12 protein-coding genes and 3 pseudogenes are annotated in these 16,784 nt (G+C 45.0%); 6 read left to right on the top strand and 9 right to left on the bottom strand.

The features are described from left to right. Positions 1-7: 7 nt before the first annotated feature. From oppD to CS022_RS08435, 3 genes and pseudogenes are all read left to right on the top strand, one after another. Positions 8-973 carry an ABC transporter ATP-binding protein gene (gene oppD / locus CS022_RS08445; protein WP_129121923.1) on the top strand — a complete coding sequence of 322 codons (966 nt, stop codon included), beginning with the start codon at positions 8-10 and terminating at the stop codon, positions 971-973. Further along, positions 973-1,967: pseudogene (gene oppF / locus CS022_RS08440) on the top strand (murein tripeptide/oligopeptide ABC transporter ATP binding protein OppF). The gene oppD and the pseudogene oppF overlap by 1 nt, the downstream one beginning before the upstream one ends. A gap of 141 nt (positions 1,968-2,108) precedes the next feature. After that, a complete protein-coding gene (locus tag CS022_RS08435; protein ID WP_129121922.1) occupies positions 2,109-4,235 on the top strand; it encodes a methyl-accepting chemotaxis protein in 2,127 nt (708 codons plus the stop codon). A gap of 75 nt (positions 4,236-4,310) precedes the next feature. Here the strand turns inward: CS022_RS08435 and CS022_RS08430 are convergent, their stop codons facing one another. The 5 genes and pseudogenes from CS022_RS08430 to CS022_RS08410 form a co-directional block, all read right to left on the bottom strand. After that, a complete protein-coding gene (locus CS022_RS08430; RefSeq protein WP_129121921.1) occupies positions 4,311-5,447 on the bottom strand; it encodes a ribosomal protein uL16 3-hydroxylase in 1,137 nt (378 codons plus the stop codon). A gap of 133 nt (positions 5,448-5,580) precedes the next feature. Continuing rightward, positions 5,581-6,947, bottom strand: a pseudogene (gene purB / locus CS022_RS08425) (adenylosuccinate lyase). A gap of 22 nt (positions 6,948-6,969) precedes the next feature. Further along, positions 6,970-7,590, bottom strand: coding sequence for a high frequency lysogenization protein HflD (gene hflD, locus CS022_RS08420; protein WP_129121920.1), 621 nt, complete (start codon positions 7,588-7,590; stop codon positions 6,970-6,972). Positions 7,591-7,601: 11 nt separating this feature from the next. Continuing rightward, positions 7,602-8,714, bottom strand: coding sequence for a tRNA 2-thiouridine(34) synthase MnmA (mnmA, locus tag CS022_RS08415; RefSeq protein WP_129121919.1), 1,113 nt, complete (start codon positions 8,712-8,714; stop codon positions 7,602-7,604). A gap of 73 nt (positions 8,715-8,787) precedes the next feature. Then, a pseudogene (locus CS022_RS08410) lies at positions 8,788-9,476 on the bottom strand (pseudouridine synthase). 264 nt (positions 9,477-9,740) lie between these two features. Between CS022_RS08410 and icd the strand changes: the two are divergent. Further along, positions 9,741-10,991, top strand: a complete 1,251-nt coding sequence (gene icd / locus CS022_RS08405; protein WP_129121918.1) for an NADP-dependent isocitrate dehydrogenase — start codon at positions 9,741-9,743, stop codon at positions 10,989-10,991. A 179-nt stretch (positions 10,992-11,170) separates the two neighbouring features. Here icd and cspD read toward each other — a convergent pair whose 3' ends face one another. After that, positions 11,171-11,392 carry a cold shock domain-containing protein CspD gene (cspD, locus tag CS022_RS08400; protein WP_129121917.1) on the bottom strand — a complete coding sequence of 74 codons (222 nt, stop codon included), beginning with the start codon at positions 11,390-11,392 and terminating at the stop codon, positions 11,171-11,173. Positions 11,393-12,219: 827 nt separating this feature from the next. Between cspD and clpS the strand changes: the two genes are divergently transcribed. Beyond that, the gene (gene clpS / locus CS022_RS08395; protein WP_129121916.1) at positions 12,220-12,540 is read left to right on the top strand and encodes an ATP-dependent Clp protease adapter ClpS; all 321 of its coding nucleotides are present in this window, start codon (positions 12,220-12,222) and stop codon (positions 12,538-12,540) included. 63 nt (positions 12,541-12,603) lie between these two features. Further along, entirely contained in the window at positions 12,604-14,862 is a 2,259-nt protein-coding gene (clpA, locus tag CS022_RS08390; RefSeq protein WP_129121915.1) for an ATP-dependent Clp protease ATP-binding subunit ClpA, read from the top strand. Between the two features lie 73 nt (positions 14,863-14,935). On the opposite strand, the gene infA is transcribed toward clpA, so the two are convergent. The 3 genes from infA to aat form a co-directional block, all read right to left on the bottom strand. After that, positions 14,936-15,154, bottom strand: coding sequence for a translation initiation factor IF-1 (gene infA, locus CS022_RS08385; RefSeq protein ID WP_002539157.1), 219 nt, complete (start codon positions 15,152-15,154; stop codon positions 14,936-14,938). 179 nt (positions 15,155-15,333) lie between these two features. Further along, positions 15,334-16,023 carry an arginyltransferase gene (locus CS022_RS08380; protein WP_129121914.1) on the bottom strand — a complete coding sequence of 230 codons (690 nt, stop codon included), beginning with the start codon at positions 16,021-16,023 and terminating at the stop codon, positions 15,334-15,336. Continuing rightward, positions 16,020-16,736 (bottom strand): leucyl/phenylalanyl-tRNA--protein transferase, encoded by a 717-nt coding sequence (gene aat / locus CS022_RS08375; protein ID WP_129121913.1) that lies wholly within the window; start codon positions 16,734-16,736, stop codon positions 16,020-16,022. Before aat ends, CS022_RS08380 begins: the two co-directional genes overlap by 4 nt. Positions 16,737-16,784 lie beyond the last annotated feature (48 nt).

Genomic DNA, 16,784 nt, shown 5'->3' with positions numbered 1-16,784 from the left:
AGGATGTATGAGCCTGTTAGACGTAAAAGACCTGCGCGTTGAATTTACAACACAAGACGGCATTGTTACGGCGGTCAATGATCTGAACTTCTCTCTGGATCGTGGAGAGACCTTGGGTATCGTTGGTGAGTCGGGATCTGGCAAAAGCCAGACTGTATTCGCGATTATGGGCCTTTTGGCCAAAAACGGGATTATTAAGGGTAGTGCTAAGTTTGAGGGTAATGAAATCCTCAACTTGTCGGAAGCTGAGCTGAATAAAATTCGCGCTGAGCAAATCGCGATGATTTTCCAAGACCCGATGACCAGCTTGAACCCTTACATGAAAGTCAGCGATCAGCTGATGGAAGTCTTAATGCTTCACAAAGGTATGAGCAAAGCAGAAGCTTTCGAAGAGTCTGTTCGCATGCTCGAAGCTGTTAAAATTCCTGAAGCACGCAAGCGTATTACTATGTACCCGCATGAGTTTTCTGGCGGTATGCGCCAGCGTGTAATGATTGCGATGGCCTTGTTATGCCGCCCGAAACTTCTGATTGCAGATGAACCAACAACTGCCCTTGATGTGACTGTTCAGGCACAGATCATGGAGTTGTTGAATGAACTGAAGTCTGAGTTCAATACTGCAATTATTATGATCACCCATGATTTGGGCGTTGTGGCTGGCTCATGTGACAAAGTTTTGGTCATGTATGCTGGCCGCACGATGGAATACGGCAAGGTTAACGAGATTTTCTACCAGCCGGGCCATCCATATACAGAAGGTTTGTTAAAAGCGATACCTCGACTGGATACTGAAGGCGAAGTTCTGCCAACAATACCAGGTAATCCACCAAACTTGCTGCACCTTCCTCCCGGTTGCCCTTACCAGGAGCGTTGTCACCGTGTTACCGCTGAGTGTAAGGTTAAAGCGCCTATACTCACGCCATTTGGTGACGACAGATTGAGAGCGTGTTTTTCTGATCAGGAGGCTTGGTAATGGGTATTGTTGATAAAAACCTTCTACTGGACATTGAGGATCTCAAAGTCCACTTTAACATCATGCCGGCTTCTTCTTGGCCGTGGACTAAACCATCAAACTAAAAGCTGTTGATGGTGTCAATATTCGTCTTTATGAGGGCGAAACATTGGGTGTTGTGGGTGAATCGGGCTGCGGTAAATCGACACTTGCTCGCGCGATTATTGGTCTCGTTGAAGCGACCGATGGTAGAGCGGTTTGGTTGGGTAATGACTTAACCAAAATGTCTCATACGGAAAAGCGTGAGAAACGCAAAGAAATCCAGATGATATTTCAGGATCCGCTGGCCTCACTAAACCCGCGTATGACTGTCGGTGAGATCATCGCTGAACCTCTCAAGACGTTCTATCCAGAAAAAAGTAAGGAAGAAGTGAAAGAAGAGGTTCAGTGGATAATGAAACGTGTTGGCCTTCTGCCCAACGTTATAAACCGTTATCCGCACGAATTCTCTGGTGGTCAGTGCCAGCGTATTGGTATTGCACGTGCGCTTATTCTGAAACCGAAACTTGTAATTTGTGATGAGCCAGTATCAGCACTTGATGTCTCTATTCAAGCGCAAGTGGTGAACCTGTTAAAAGAACTCCAGAAAGAAATGGGGCTGAGCCTTATCTTTATTGCGCATGACTTGTCAGTTGTTAAACATATTTCTGATCGAGTATTGGTCATGTACCTCGGTAATGCGGTTGAACTTGCTGAAGGTTCAGCATTGTTTGACGACCCGAAGCATCCATATACAAAAGCTCTGATGTCAGCGGTGCCAATTCCTGACCCTGATAAAGAGCGCTCAAAGGAGATTCAGTTACTTGAAGGTGACTTGCCCTCTCCAATGAATCCACCTTCTGGTTGTGTTTTCCGAACAAGATGTCCAATTGCTACGGAATCGTGTGCGGATAAAAAGCCTCAACTGAAGGGTGAAGACAGGCATGCCGTTTCCTGTCTTCATGTAGAGGTTTAAGCTTCGTTTATTGAAAAAAGCGCGATGAAGATCGCGCTTTTTTGTCTAAAAAAAAAAGCTTAAAATGTCGATAAACAATAACGGAATATAACTAAAACCATCGCTTTGCTTTTGGTAGCTGTTAACGCAAGGAGCGTGATTATGCAAAAGCTATCTGTACAGTGGAAAGTCACCCTAGTCTCAGGGTTGTGCTTACTTTTTACCGCCTTTGCTTTGCTTTCGATATCTGCATACTTTAACAATCAGAGTCAACAAACCATCGGTGAGTTATCGGTCTCATCACTGAAAGATAAAACCGAGTCGTTAGTCCTCAGTCAAGCTCAGACAGAAGCTACCCGAGTAAAAGGGTTTCTGGATGAGGCCATTTACCGTGCACAAACCCTTGCACAAAGCGTTATTTTCTTGAAGAAAAATGCTGAAGAGAACTACACCAACAGTTCTGAACTGAGAAACTCTGTCAGTGAAATGCTCAAGTTGGCAGTCGAAAACTTTTCAAATATCGAAGGTGCTTACGCCGTATTCGAGCCAAACGGTCTGGATGGCGAAGACAGCAACTACGTCGATGCGGATTATGCGGGCGGCAATGATACTGGGCGTTTTTCCGCCTATTGGTTCAACAATGGCCAAGAGCCCGACAGACAAATCCTTTCTGAAGCTCAGATTGCTGGTACCGAATCACTGGATGGTTTTACATCTGATTGGTATGACTGCTCGGTGTCTTCAGCCGCCTTGTGTGTGTTAAAGCCACATGTTAGTAGTCAATCTGGTACACAATCATTGATAACCTCAATTACTGTTCCTCTGGTACAAAATGGAAAAGTGCTTGGGATAATGGGGCTGGATATCAATCTTAGCCAACTACAAAGTATTCTTGTCGATGTAGACAGTAAGCTTTATGGCGGTGCTGGGAACGTTACTATCGTTGGGAATGATGGCGTACTTGCGGCTTGGGACCAAGATATATCTCGGATCGGTGACATCATCACGGGCGATAGTTCAATGCCATCAGCGCTTGCCAACTGGCTAAATAGTGACCAGATACAAGTAAGATGGACTGACGACGACAAATGGTTGCAAGTCTTTAAGCCTATTAGTACTGGATCTGGAAATTGGGGTGTTGTGATCCAATTACCAGTCAACACAGTTTTAGCAGACGCCTATGAATTGGGGGATATTGTCAGTGACCAGTTTTCAACGTCTCAAAATACCACCTGGTTAATCGGCGTAGTTATTATTGGCCTCGGACTAGTGATTGTTTATTTTGCTGCTCAGCAGATCGTTAAACCAATTAAAGTGGTGGTTGAACGTTTGAAAGATATCGCTTCGGGTGAAGGTGACCTTACCCAAAGGATTGAGCTTAAGCAGCAAGATGAAGTTGGCGAATTAGCAAATTGGTTCAATAAATTTCTTGATAAGTTGCAAGGTATTATTCAAGACGTTGTTCAATCAGTGTCTGAGATTGAGCAAACTGCGCGCGGGGCCGCAGATATTGCCGGAAACACTCGTGATGGCAGTGAATTACAATTCCGTGAGGTCGATCTGGTTGCTACGGCGGCAGAGCAAATGACGATGACAGCGAGTGAAGTCGCTAATCATACCGAAAATGCGTTGAATGCTGCCATTTCTGCGACTACGGCTGCCACTTCTGGTCAAAGCGTCGCCAGCCAATCAGCGCAGTCTATGAACTCTTTGGTTGATAAGATGAATGCCGCTAAACCTGTTGTTGAGCAGTTAAAGAGCAGCAATGAAAGTATTAACCAGATTCTTACTGTCATTGAGGGCGTCTCTGACCAAACAAATTTACTGGCCCTTAATGCGGCGATTGAAGCCGCGAGGGCTGGGGATCAAGGTAAAGGATTTGCTGTTGTGGCAGAAGAAGTTCGCCAACTATCAATTCGCTCTCAACAATCCGTGACCCAGATTAGGGAAGTGATCGAAGAAGTGGGTATAGGTATTGGCTCAGTCGTTGGTGCTATCGAAGAAGGCAATAAACTTGCAGGGGACACGTCACTTCAAGTTGAAGAAGCCGCGAATAGTCTCAACAACATAGCTGAGGCAATACGTTCGATTGAAGAGTTGAATGCACAAATTGCTAGGGCGGCAGAGGAACAGCGGACCGTTTCAGCGGAAGTGAATGGCAATGTGTCAAATATTCGCGAACAGAGTGAAGGCATTCTTACTAATGCCGAACGCTCTGCGGAGGTTGGCCAGCGATTAGCGTCATTGTCAGAGCAACAGAAGAGCCTTGTTGGCCAGTTTGTTGTTTAATTCGCGCAGACTACAGAATGAAAAAGCCTTCCATTTGGAAGGCTTTTTTGTGTTTGTTGTATGGTGCTTTGGGCATTAAGCCTGCGGATACCAATACCCCTGATTGCATAGCATTAACAATAAATCCATAAATGCAGGGTTCTCTGCCAGTTTACCCATATCAGAGCCAGTAAAGCTCTCTAGATTACACAGCAGATGGGAAATCAGTGGTGCGTTTTCATCATTGAGTTCATAAGTATCGCCATTGATGAAAATCAATGAAGGGTTTTCTTGATGATAGAGCGCTTTGAGACCCGCAACCCTCTCAAGAACAAGGTTATCGCTGACAAACTCCGTGAGTTCAGCCATTTGCCATGGTGGCTCTGCAGGCATTATGTCCAACTCATGTCTCGATTGGCTAAGAAGCTCTCCCAGCCAGCGGGATTTTATTTCATCATCAGTGAGCAATGACATCAACATCTCATTGAGTTCATCTTTGTCCGTGGCCGAAACCATCCCGCTTTTATCCCGTGCCTTGAGCGCGGGTTGATGATAGTGCACATCACCCTGATCGTTGGAAATGACAAAATCAGCGAAGCTACTCAGTAATTCACGCTTTTTGGGTGAGCGGTAGCCAATAGAGTAACTTAGCGATACTTCGCTGGTATTCCCTTCATGTGGGAACCCGGGTGGAATATAGATGATGTCGCCGGGGTTAAGCTCCTCATCAATGATGGCATCAAACCCTGTAATTTGACGAAGCCCACTCTCGTGATTTGCATCTTCATACTCGCCTTGCGGACCGACACGCCATCGTCGCTTACCCATGCCCTGAATGATGAACACATCATACTGATCAATATGCGGGCCCACCCCACCACCTGGCATGGACAGGCAGGTCATTACGTCATCAAAGAGCCAGTTTGGCAGCTTATTAAATGGCGCTGATAAGGCGCGAGGGCCCGGATGCCAATGATTTGATGCCTGAACAATCAACTGTGATTCGGTATCGGGGAAGTATTCGAAAGTGTCAAATGGACCATGTTGGACCTCCCACTTACCTGTCGCGTTTGATACAAAGCGGGAGTCTATTTCTTCTTCCATAGCCAGACCGGCAAGTTCGTCTGGTGATATAGGGTCTTCAAAGTTAGCGAAGCCGTTACGAATGATGGTGGGTTTTTTCTGCCAGAACTCGGCAAGGAATTGGTCTAGATCAAAGTTGAACTGATACATATGTTTGGACGGCTGATTTTATTTGGCTCAAGTATAACGCTTATCAATCGTTGATTAACCTATTAATACACTCCATTCATACGAAAAAGCCCAGACAATGTGTGTCTGGGCTTTGTTAATACAATAACAGTAATTACAAGTTGTCAGTCAGCGAAATTGCTTCACCAATGTAATTAGCTGGCGTCATCTGCTTCAAACGCTCTTTTTCAAACTCTGGGAGTTCGAGGCCATCAATAAAGTGACGCATACCTTCGCCGTCTACGCGTTTGCCGCGAGTCAGCTCTTTCAGTTTCTCGTATGGCTTCTCTATGCCGTAACGACGCATAACGGTTTGAACAGCTCTGCCAGTACTTCCCAGTTTTTGTCTAACTCTGCTTCAAGTGCTGCACGATTTACTTCGAGCTTGCTGATACCTTTCAGCGTTGAGGTATAAGCGATAATGGCATAGCCACAACCAACACCAAGGTTACGAAGTACGGTTGAATCGGTCAGGTCACGCTGCCATCGAGAAATTGGCAGTTTTTGAGCCAGATGGCCAAAAATAGCGTTTGCCAGACCCAGGTTGCCCTCAGAGTTTTCAAAGTCAATTGGGTTAACTTTGTGTGGCATCGTCGAAGAGCCAATTTCGCCAGCAATTGTTTTCTGCTTGAAATGACCCAGAGCAATATAACCCCAGACATCACGGTCGAAATCAATCAGGATAGTGTTGAAACGTGCAATCGCATCAAAAAGTTCCGCAATATAGTCGTGCGGCTCGATTTGCGTAGTGTACGGGTTCCAGTCGATGCCAAGTGAAGTAACAAACTCTTCACTGTATTGGTGCCAGTCGATATCTGGGTACGCGGACAGGTGCGCGTTATAGTTACCTACTGCGCCATTAATCTTACCAAGAATTTCAATATTCTCGATCTGACGGAATTGACGCTCCATGCGATATGCGACATTCGCCATTTCTTTACCCATCGTAGATGGAGAAGCTGGCTGGCCATGTGTTCTTGAAAGAAGAGGAACATCACGGTACTCGTCGGCAAGGCCCTTGATTGCATCAATGATATTCCGGATTTCTGGAAGCATCACGTCTTCACGTGCTTCTTTCAGCATCAGTGCGTGTGACAGGTTGTTGATATCTTCAGAGGTACATGCGAAATGAATGAATTCATTGACCGCATTGAGTTCGGCATTTTCAGCGACTTTCTCTTTCAGGAAGTATTCGACAGCTTTGACATCGTGGTTGGTCGTGCGCTCGATCTCTTTGATACGAGATGCATCGGCTTCACTGAATTCAGCGGCAATTTTATCGAGAAGAGCGTTCGCTTCTGCACTGAATGCAGGTACTTCAGCTATTGCATCCGTTGTAGCCAGCTTTTGTAGCCAACGAATCTCAACAACGGTGCGATACTTCAGCAGACCAAACTCACTGAAAATAGATCTCAACGCAATCGTTTTCGTACCGTAGCGGCCATCAACCGGGGAAACAGCAGTCAGTGCTGACAGTTCCATTATGTAACTCCTGAACTATATATTAAGAATTTCGGGCGAGGATGATTTTGGCCTGTTCAATCATATTTTTTCGGCCAAATATCAAGTGTCGGCGTTTACCGCCTACCTGCCGCCAAAGGACGGCACTGCGCATTCCAGCCAGCAACAGCGAACGTACCTTGTGCTGAACACCTGTCTGCTGAAGCTGGGCGGGAGAGCCAGTGACCTGAATACGAGGCCCTAGCGGGCTGATGGTATCGAGGTAAACACTGGCGAGGTTGCTGATCATTTGATCATCAAGTAATTCAAAGTGGCCAACCTGACGTTGTACGGTGCTGATTCTATCGCCAAGTTGTGACAAGCTATCACGACGCGCTGATAACTTGCGCTCCAGAGCCAAGAGATTTATCAAATAGCGAGTCATTTCGCCATCACTTTTGCTGGTATCAAACTCTTCCACTATGGTGCGTAAACCGACCAGCAGATTTTGTTCTCCGCCATATACTTCGGCGGTGTTCGGAGGGTCAGTGACGACAATACTGTTAAGGCTGGTATGAAGTTGTTCACGGTCACAACCGCCTGTTCTTGCAACTTCCTGCACCAGTTTTACTGCCTGACATATACCAGCAAATGCGATGGTACGATCATAAGAAGTATTGGCCACTCACTAAGCTCCTATATACGCTGTTCGATGATGCCACCACCTAGGCAAACATCATCCAGATAAAATACCGCTGACTGTCCGGGTGTCACCGCGGCTTGCGGTTCATCAAAAATGACTTTAATTGTCAGCTCATCAACAGGTTCGATGGTACATGATATGTCCTGTTGGCGGTATCGCGTTTTCACGGTGCACTTCAATGATTGAGCGATTGGTGAACGGTCAACCCAATGCAACTGACCAGCAATCAGACCTTGGGAAAATAGGGCAGGGTGATTAGCCCCCTGACCTACGATAAGTACATTTCGGCTTACATCTTTATCAACAACGTACCAAGGCTCTTCATTACCATTACCGCCTTTTTGACCACCAATGTGCAGCCCTTTACGCTGGCCAAGAGTATGGTACATCAAGCCCTGATGCTCTCCGATTTCTTGCCCCTCAGTAGTCTCGATAACACCGGGTTGAGCGGGTAGGTAACGTGAGAGGAAGTCAGTGAACTTACGCTCACCGATAAAGCAAATGCCTGTTGAGTCTTTCTTTTTCGCAGTAACTAAATCCTGCTCTTCTGCAATTTTTCTGACTTCGGGTTTTTCTAATTCACCGACAGGGAAGAGACTGCGAGCGATTTGGTCGTGGCTCAGTGTGTAAAGGAAGTAACTTTGATCTTTGTTGCTGTCACGACCACGAAGCATCTTAGGCATTTTTTCCTCAGAAACAGGAAAAGACCGACGCACGTAGTGGCCCATCGCAATGTAATCAGCTTCAAGCACTTCATCCGCAAACTCGAGAAAAGCTTTAAATTTTATCTCTTTATTACACAGGATATCAGGGTTGGGCGTGCGGCCCGCCTTATACTCAGTCAGGAAATGTTCAAACACATTATCCCAATACTCAGCGGCAAAATTAATGGTGTGGAGAGTAATACCTAACTTGTCACAGACAGCTTGTGCATCGGCAAGATCTTCTGCCGCTGAACAATATTCCTCGTTATCGTCTTCTTCCCAGTTTTTCATAAATAGGCCTTCAACTTGATAACCTTGTTGAAGAAGAAGATAAGCAGAAACAGAAGAGTCAACGCCCCCTGACATGCCTACGATAACTTTTTTGTTGCTGTTGTCTGACATAGCGAAAATTCATGCTCCAATTTAATCGGTGGCAGAGTTTAACAGAAAGTTCATGAGGTAAACAGATGAGAACCTAGTCACGTTTTACGTTCGGTGAAGAAATGTCATATTTTAATGACACTTCTCTCCACTCACCAGGCTTTAAGCTTCAACCGTCCAGTCAGCCATACTATAACGAATAAGCCGTAGGGTCGGATGTCCTACATGGGCGGTCATCCTTCTGACCTGTCTATTTCGACCTTCTCTCAATGTAATAGAAAGCCAAGTCGTCGGGATATTTGCTCTGAATCTGACGGGAGGATTTCTTTGCCATACATCAGGCGCATCGATTAGTTTAACGTCTGCGGGTAACGTTAAGCCATCTTTAAGCTCAACACCTTGCTGTAGCTTTCTGATGGCATCAGAAGATGGTGTACCCTCTATTTGTACCCAATACGTCTTCGGTTGTTTAGACTTGGGCTGAGTTAATCTGGCCTGAAGACTGCCATCATTTGTTAGCACTAAAAGCCCTTCACTGTCTTTGTCGAGACGTCCTGCCGCATAGATATCTTTTATTGGTACAAAGTCCGAAAGTGTTGAGTCTCCGGGCTCACCAGTGAATTGTGTTAGCGTATTAAACGGCTTATTAAATAAAATGATACGCCTTTGGCCTCTGGGCCTTTTAGGCTGATGTTTCTTGTGCTGAACTGGCTTCTTTTTGTTTTGTTTACCAGATTGTGAAAGCTTGTTCTTTTTGTGAACAGTTTTTTGAGAAAAGGTCATTAGATTATGTCAATCAGCTCGGGCTACAAATGAGACCTCGGTATTATACATGGAATAATCTGATTGGCGCATTTGTGAAATTAAAGTATTCTTTCGGCCACATGATTTACCACGCAGAACAATTCTCTGTAATGCTGCCACAGCATCCACATCTAATACGTGAACATACTTATCAAGCGATTTTAGACTGTACCCCAAGGACGTTGTGGAGTGTGTTTTTGCTGGCATGTATACAGGATAAATGGACGCTAGGAGAGAGTATTAATGGAAACTAAAGTTGTTGTTCCGGCTAATGGCCAGAAAATCACTCTGGACGGAAACAAGCTGGTAGTACCTAACAACCCAATCATTCCTTTCATTGAAGGTGATGGCATCGGTGTTGATGTTAGCCCTGCGATGATCAAGGTTGTCGATGCAGCTGTTAAAAAAGCATATAGCGGCGACCGCAAAATTTCCTGGATGGAAATCTACACTGGTGAGAAATCCACGCAGGTGTATGGCGAAGACGAGTGGCTTCCAAAAGAAACTCTAGAATATATCCGCGATTACAAAGTTGCTATTAAAGGTCCTTTGACAACCCCAGTTGGCGGCGGCATCCGTTCGTTGAACGTTGCTTTGCGTCAAGAGCTTGATTTGTACATCTGTGCGCGTCCTGTTCGCTACTTCGAAGGTGTTCCAAGCCCTCTGAAGCAGCCTGAGCTGACTGACATGGTAATCTACCGTGAAAATTCAGAAGACATTTATGCAGGTGTTGAGTTCAAAGCTGGCACTGCCGAAGCTGACAAAGTAATCAAGTTCCTGCAAGACGAAATGGGTGCGACAAAGATTCGCTTCCCACAACAGTGCGGTGTAGGTATCAAGCCTATCTCTGAAGAAGGTACGAAACGTTTGGTTCGTGCTGCAATTCAGTACACTGTTGACAACGATCGTGACTCTATGACCATTGTTCATAAAGGTAACATCATGAAGTTTACCGAAGGTGCTTTCAAAGACTGGGGTTATGAAGTTGCGCGTGATGAGTTTGGTGCTGAGTTGTTGGATGGCGGCCCTTGGATGTCTTTCAAAAACCCAAACACGGGCAAAGAAATCATCATTAAAGACGTTATTGCTGATGCATTCCTGCAGCAAATTCTGCTTCGCCCAGCGGAATATGATGTTATTGCAACTATGAACCTGAACGGTGACTACATCTCTGATGCTCTTGCTGCGCAAGTTGGTGGTATCGGTATTGCACCTGGCGCAAACATTGGTGATGGTGTTGCTCTGTTTGAAGCTACTCACGGTACTGCGCCTAAGTATGCTGGTCAGGACAAGGTAAACCCTGGCTCACTGATCTTGTCTGCTGAAATGATGCTTCGTCATTTGGGTTGGACTGAAGCTGCTGATTTGATCATCTCTTCAATGGAGAAAGCGATCAGCAATAAGACGGTCACCTATGATTTTGAACGCCTAATGGATGGCGCGACATTGCGCAAGTGTTCAGAGTTTGCTGACGACATGATCGAGCAAATGTAACTTTCGATTTATCGGAAAGTTCAAAAAGCCCAACCGAAAGGTTGGGCTTTTTTGTGTCCTGTCAAGTTGGCTCAAGAAATGATCACCACCCCGGTTGCAACGTCTTTAAAAACAAAAAGGAGCGACTGTCGATGATGACGGGTCACTCCTCGGTAAAATCGATTGGCTATTGTATTTTTTTATTTCAGCGCCTCGCTTTCTACCGGAACAATTTCACTGGCGTGAAATCCTTTTGGGCCTTCCTGCACTTCATAATTCACTGATTGACCAGCTTTAAGGGTTCTGTATCCATCCATTTGGATTGTTGAGTAATGTGCAAAAATGTCACCGTTACCCTCATCTGGACAAATGAAACCAAATCCCTTTGCATTGTTAAACCACTTAACTGTACCAGTTGCCATGTGAAACTTCCCTCTTGCATTCAAATTGCATAACTATGAGTGAATACCTACATCTTTGAGTACACTACCCAGTTGTAATTGATGCAGTGTTTTTGAACTACATTCCACACTCTAGTAGAAAGTTTTAGGCAGTCAAGCTCACGTATGATGTTGCAGCAATATTTTAATTAAAATGAGTGACTTTGTGCGCTATGAGGTATATGTATTGTATGTGTATCATTTTGTTTCACATGTGATACCGAATGAGATCGTTCAAATCTTATTTGTTGATGCTTTATTAATTGATAAATTGACAATAATTAGTGATAAATACTGGGTGTGATGACGAGATAAGATATAAAACCTCATTTTAAACAATCACTTATTTTTCTCCGAAAAAGTAACTGCAACTTTTCTTCCTAAAAAACTTTGAAATAGAAAGCCTAAAAAAAACCAAATTATCGCCATTTGGGTTAGGCTTAAATTAAGCGAAATAAATGAATTGCGAAATACTTCAAATTGTACAGTAATGTAGTCATGCTTTGTTGGTGTTTAAAACGCATGATGAAATAGGAACTCGCGGCCTGTGACTGTCTTTGAGATCACCTGTCAATACGATGTAAGTTGCGGTTTTAGTTGTTGTGCGATTGAGGTACTGTTAGAAAGAAACAAGGTTTCAATTAACAACATCAAACGTAGTAATGTGGGGTTTGCTGGAATACAATCTGTGAATTAGGTTTTAAGTGTGGCGAAACTTTTTTGTTCACGAACAAGGAAGAGGGATTGTCCCCATTAACCAGTTGGTTTGTTGAGAAGATATCGCTACCTTTTAAGATAATTAAATTGTTATGAGCAAATTGTACGAGTGGATAGCCCCAGATAGTGACGTAGCGGAATCTGAAGAGACAAAAGTTAAACCGCCGTCAATGTATAAGGTTCTTTTAAATAACGATGATTACACTCCTATGGAGTTTGTTATCACAGTGCTTCAGCGTTTTTTCTCAAAGGACTTAGAAGCTGCAACGCAGCTGATGCTGACAGTGCATTATGAGGGAAAGGCCGTTTGTGGTGTTTACACCGCGGAAGTGGCTGAAATGAAAGTTGCACAGGTAATGATGTACGCCAAAGAACATCAGCACCCGTTGTTGTGCACTATGGAAAAAGCCTGAGTTGAGAGAGCTTAATTTCTCTCTCTGGCACACCAATTCGTGGTTTATTGAGGGAGGTGCCTTATGCTGAATAAAGAACTTGAAGCGAGCCTCAACGGAGCGTTTGCTAAAGCCAGAGAAAAACGGCACGAATTTATGACCGTTGAGCATCTACTTCTGGCATTACTAGAAAATGTGGCAGCCAGAGAAGCATTATTGGCTTGTCGCGCTGATATTGATGCCCTCCGGAAAGAACTGGATGCATTTATTGAACAAACCACACCTCTGATACCCACAGATGATGACAGCCGTGAGACGCAGCCAACGCTGAGTTTTCAAAGAGTGTTGCAGCGTGCAGTTTTTCACGTTCAGTCCTCCGGCCGCAGTGAAGTGAGTGGTGCAAATGTGTTGGTCGCTATATTTAGCGAACAAGAATCACACGCTGCTTATCTCTTGAAGAAAAACGACATCAGCCGCTTGGATGTTGTGAATTACATTTCCCACGGTACGACAAAAAGCTCTGATGATGAATTACCCGGGTCAGAAATGCCGTCAGACGAAGCTGCTGTCGAGGGTAATGGGGAAGAACGCCTTGAGAACTTTGCTACTAATCTCAACCAACTTGCTCGTGTGGGCGGTATCGACCCACTAATTGGTCGTGATAAAGAGCTAGAAAGAACAATTCAAGTGCTGTGTCGACGTCGTAAGAACAACCCTTTACTGGTTGGAGAGGCGGGTGTGGGTAAAACCGCAATCGCTGAAGGCCTTGCATGGCGTATTGTTGAAGGGCAAGTGCCTGAAATCATTCAGGACTGTGTCATCTATTCGCTGGATATTGGTTCGTTGTTGGCGGGCACCAAATATCGTGGCGACTTTGAGAAAAGATTTAAAACAATCCTTAAGCAGTTAGAAAAAGAAGACCACGCTGTTCTTTTCATCGACGAAATACATACTATCATCGGTGCTGGAGCGGCATCTGGTGGCCAAGTAGATGCGGCGAATTTAATCAAACCATTGCTTTCGAGCGGAAAGTTGCGTTGTATAGGTTCTACGACATACCAAGAATACAGCAATATTTTCGAGAAAGAGCGAGCGCTTGCACGTCGGTTCCAGAAAATCGATGTAATTGAACCATCGGTCGATGACACCACGAAGATACTCATGGGACTAAAGCCTAAGTATGAAGCGCACCACGAAGTACGCTACACTAACAAGGCCATTCGCGCAGCTGTTGAGCTATCAGCCAAGTATATTAACGAACGCCATTTGCCAGATAAGGCGATTGACGTTATTGATGAAGCAGGTGCGCGCTGTCGTCTAGCACCAGCTAACAAGCGTAAGAAAACAGTTAGCGTTGGTGATATCGAAAACATGGTTGCCAAGATGGCAAGGATACCGGAAAAATCAGTGTCTTCTACTGATAAAGATATTCTTCAGTCTCTTGAACATAAGCTCAAAATGCTGGTCTTTGGACAGGATGAAGCTATCGGCGCACTTTGTGAGGCCATCAAGCTCAGCCGTGCAGGACTTGGCGCTGAAAATAAGCCAGTGGGGTCTTTCTTGTTTGCCGGGCCTACAGGTGTCGGTAAAACTGAAGTAACTGTTCAGCTGGCACGTTCTATGGGTATCGAGTTGCAACGCTTCGACATGTCAGAGTACATGGAGCGTCATACTGTGAGCCGACTGATTGGTGCTCCCCCTGGCTATGTTGGTTACGATCAAGGTGGTTTGCTGACTGACGCAGTGATAAAGCACCCACACAGTGTCGTGTTGCTTGATGAGATTGAGAAAGCGCATCCAGACGTCTTTAATCTGCTCTTACAGGTGATGGACAATGGTACGCTGACCGATAATAACGGACGCAAGGCTGACTTCCGAAACGTCATTCTCGTCATGACGACCAACGCGGGTGTCAGTGAGACTGTCCGGAAATCCATTGGTCTTATTCAGCAAGACCACAGTCATGATGCGATGTCAGAAATCAAGAAAGTGTTCTCGCCAGAGTTCCGTAACCGCCTAGACAACATCATCTGGTTCAATCACCTCGATGAGTCTGTTATCCTTCAGGTTGTCGATAAGTTTATTGTCGAGCTTCAAGCGCAGCTTGATGCACGTGGCGTCTCACTCGAAGTAACGGACAAGGCCAAAAAATGGCTGGCGACGAAGGGCTACGACAAATCTATGGGGGCTCGCCCAATGGCCAGAGTCATGCAGGACCACATGAAGAAGAATCTTGCTAATGAGCTGTTATTCGGTTGTTTGGTTAATGGTGGTACGGTCAAAGTTGGCCTGAAAGCAGATAAGCTGACATTTAATTTCAGTGATGAAATGGAAACAGCGTGAACTAAGTAACATAGACTAGAAGCGATAAAACCCGGCGATTGCCGGGTTTTTTATATCTTTCGAAGCGTGAGGATTAACGCGCGCGGAAGATAATACGACCTTTGGACAGATCGTAAGGCGTCATCTCAACAGTAACTTTATCACCGGTCAGGATGCGGATGTAATTCTTGCGCATTTTTCCAGAGATGTGAGCGGTAACAACGTGGCCGTTTTCCAGCTCAACACGGAACATTGTGTTTGGCAGGGTATCCAGTACGGTACCTTGCATTTCAATTACGTCTTCTTTTGCCATTTAATCCTCTTGGACTATTCATCAGCCATTTTGTAATCAGCAGATAATGCCTTGATTCTATGAATCGATAAACTTCAAGGCGGGAATTCTACCCGTTTGCGTGGGCACTGACCAGCAAAAATACGGAATAACTGCTGTAGAAGTTAACAAAATAAAGCTGAAATACTTGTTGTCGCAGATTAGACCCATTGCCCAGCTATGAAACGCTGGTTTGGTTTGTACTTCGATTTGTAGTTCATCGCTTCACAGCCATCAATTTGGAACCCGAGGTAAAGCCAAGGAATGCCTTTGTCTCGGGCATGTTGTAACTGGGCGAGTACACAAATCGAGCCAAGAGACCATTTGTGGTGAGGTTCAAAGAAACTGTAGAGCGCACTGTAGCCTTCTGATGATATATCTGTAACAGCCACTGCAATCAGTGTTTCATCCTGATATACATGCATGAATTCGGTGTGCATCCATTCACTGCCAATAAAACTGAGAAAATCATTTCTATCAGCTGGATACATGGAGCCACTGCGGTGTCTTGCTTCTATGTAGCGTTCATAAAGCGCAAACCAATTCTTATCAAGAGATGCTTTAAAATCTACACGTAGTCTTTTGAGTTGGTTTATCTGACGTTTTTGGCTTGTCGAAGGAATGAAATTATTGACTGGGATACGAAGCGACTGACAAGCTTTGCATTTGACGCATTGTGGTCGGTATATGTTATTTCCACTCCGACGGAAGCCTGACTCCAGTAATGATTGATAGGCTTCCTTAGAATGCACTTCTGGATCAAGAACAATGGCGACAGACTCGACTTCGTCCGGCAGGTAACTACAGGGTGAAGGAGGCATTATCCCGAGCTGGATTGATTTCTTAATCAAGATGCCTCCAGAAAATTCAACCTTTGTGGCTCATAAACTGTAGCGGAAAGAGATTGATCTTTAACCTGATTCAAAAGCTCGATAAAATTATCGCGATTTATCGGCATGGCACCAAGCGAGGCTAAGTGGTCTGTCATCATCTGACAGTCGATCACTTTTCCGCCTGCAGAAGCAAAGTGCTTACAAAAAGCCCAGAGTGCTATTTTTGATGCGTTGGTTTTGGCGGAAAACATGGATTCGCCGCAGAACATTTGTCCAACGGAGACGCCATAGAGACCTCCGACTAATTCATCCTGACACCAAACCTCTACACTGTGGCATTTTCCCGCAATGTGAAGTTCGGTGTAGGCGCGACGCATTTCTTGTGTAATCCAAACCTGATCCTCGCCACGAATAAGCGCACACTTATTGATCACATCAGAAAATGACGTATTGATTGAAACACGGTATCCAGATTTACGAGCAAACTTTTTGAGGCTTTTACTTGGATTAAATGTCTCTGGGGTAAAGATGGCTCGCTCTGAAGGTGACCACCAGAGGTACGGGTCGTTGTTTCCGAACCAAGGAAAAATACCATGACGGTACGCTTCGCTCAGACGTCTGGCACTTAGATCGCCACCAATGGCAAGCAAACCATCAGGATCGTCTAACGCATCGGAGACGGGCGGGAAATACTCAGGATTTTCTTCCAGTGGAGGCAAATAAATTGTCATAGCGCACCAAAAATTTCTACTGCCGTACGTATTTGTTGTGAAGAAAAG

The sequence above is a fragment of the Veronia nyctiphanis genome (assembly GCF_004116385.1).
Taxonomy (GTDB): Bacteria; Pseudomonadota; Gammaproteobacteria; order Enterobacterales; family Vibrionaceae; genus Veronia; species Veronia nyctiphanis.
The sequence above is the reverse complement of the archived record's forward strand: the minus strand, read 5'-3'. Positions and strand labels throughout refer to the sequence as shown.

Coding starts and splice junctions, on each gene's coding strand:
- oppD (WP_129121923.1), top strand. CDS start 8: ATGAGCCTGTTAGACGTAAAAGACCTGCGCGTTGAATTTACAACACAA.
- CS022_RS08435 (WP_129121922.1), top strand. CDS start 2,109: ATGCAAAAGCTATCTGTACAGTGGAAAGTCACCCTAGTCTCAGGGTTG.
- CS022_RS08430 (WP_129121921.1), bottom strand. CDS start 5,447: ATGTATCAGTTCAACTTTGATCTAGACCAATTCCTTGCCGAGTTCTGG.
- mnmA (WP_129121919.1), bottom strand. CDS start 8,714: ATGTCAGACAACAGCAACAAAAAAGTTATCGTAGGCATGTCAGGGGGC.
- icd (WP_129121918.1), top strand. CDS start 9,741: ATGGAAACTAAAGTTGTTGTTCCGGCTAATGGCCAGAAAATCACTCTG.
- cspD (WP_129121917.1), bottom strand. CDS start 11,392: ATGGCAACTGGTACAGTTAAGTGGTTTAACAATGCAAAGGGATTTGGT.
- clpS (WP_129121916.1), top strand. CDS start 12,220: ATGAGCAAATTGTACGAGTGGATAGCCCCAGATAGTGACGTAGCGGAA.
- clpA (WP_129121915.1), top strand. CDS start 12,604: ATGCTGAATAAAGAACTTGAAGCGAGCCTCAACGGAGCGTTTGCTAAA.
- infA (WP_002539157.1), bottom strand. CDS start 15,154: ATGGCAAAAGAAGACGTAATTGAAATGCAAGGTACCGTACTGGATACC.
- aat (WP_129121913.1), bottom strand. CDS start 16,736: ATGACAATTTATTTGCCTCCACTGGAAGAAAATCCTGAGTATTTCCCG.